The 800-nt window shown below is 79.0% G+C and carries 1 protein-coding gene; it reads left to right on the top strand.

The annotated features are described in order from the left end of the window. Nucleotides 1-800: FAD-binding protein (locus tag OOT08_RS13930; RefSeq protein WP_325093390.1), on the top strand; the 800-nt coding region annotated here is incomplete at both ends.

Genomic DNA, 800 nt, shown 5'->3' with positions numbered 1-800 from the left:
CTTCATGCCCGCCCGGCACCCACTCGGCGAGCTCGCCCCCCGGGACGAGGTCGCCCGGGGCATCGCCGCGCAGATGGCCGCGCAGGGCGGCGCCCCGGTCCGGCTCGACGCGACCCGGGTGCCGGATCTCGCGCGCCGCTTTCCCGGCATCACCGCGCTCTGCGCCGCCGCGGGGCTCGACTGGACGCGGGAGCCGGTACCCGTGGCCCCGGCCGCGCACTCGCTCATGGGCGGGATTCGCACGGATCGACACGGGCGCAGCTCCCTGCCGGGGCTCTACGCGGCCGGGGAGAGCGCGTGCTCCGGGGTGCACGGGGCGAATCGGCTCGCCTCGAACTCGCTCCTGGAGGGGCTCGTGTTCGGGCAGCGCGCGGCCCTCGCCGCGCTCCGTGACCGGGCGGGCGGCGTCGATCCGGACACCACCCCGGTGCCGCAGGCGGACGAGGCGATCCCGTCGCGGGAGCTGCTGCTGCGCCCCGCCGCCGCGACCCCCGAAACCGCGTCCGCGCTCCCGGACCGAGACGAGCTGCGCGCGCTCGCCTGGGCTGAGCTCGGCCTCAGCCGCTCCGAGGCGGGGCTCCGCGCGGCGGGGCAGCGCTTCGATGCCTGGGCCGCGGCGGGCGACGCCCTCCCGGCTGATGCCGCCGTCGCCGAGCGCGAGACCGCGAACCTCGCCCTGCTCGGCAGCCTGCTCGCCGCCGCCGCGCTCCGGCGAGCGGAGTCCCGCGGGGCGCACGCGCGCCTCGATGCCCCCAAGCCCCGCGCCGAGTGGGTGCTTCGCCAGGTGTTCCGCGCCGAGG

Origin of the sequence: Leucobacter sp. M11, assembly GCF_035726885.1 — a bacterium.
Classification (GTDB): Bacteria; Actinomycetota; Actinomycetes; order Actinomycetales; family Microbacteriaceae; genus JAPFRB01.
Note: the sequence above shows the minus strand (reverse complement) of the source record. Positions and strands in the feature narration are given on the sequence as shown.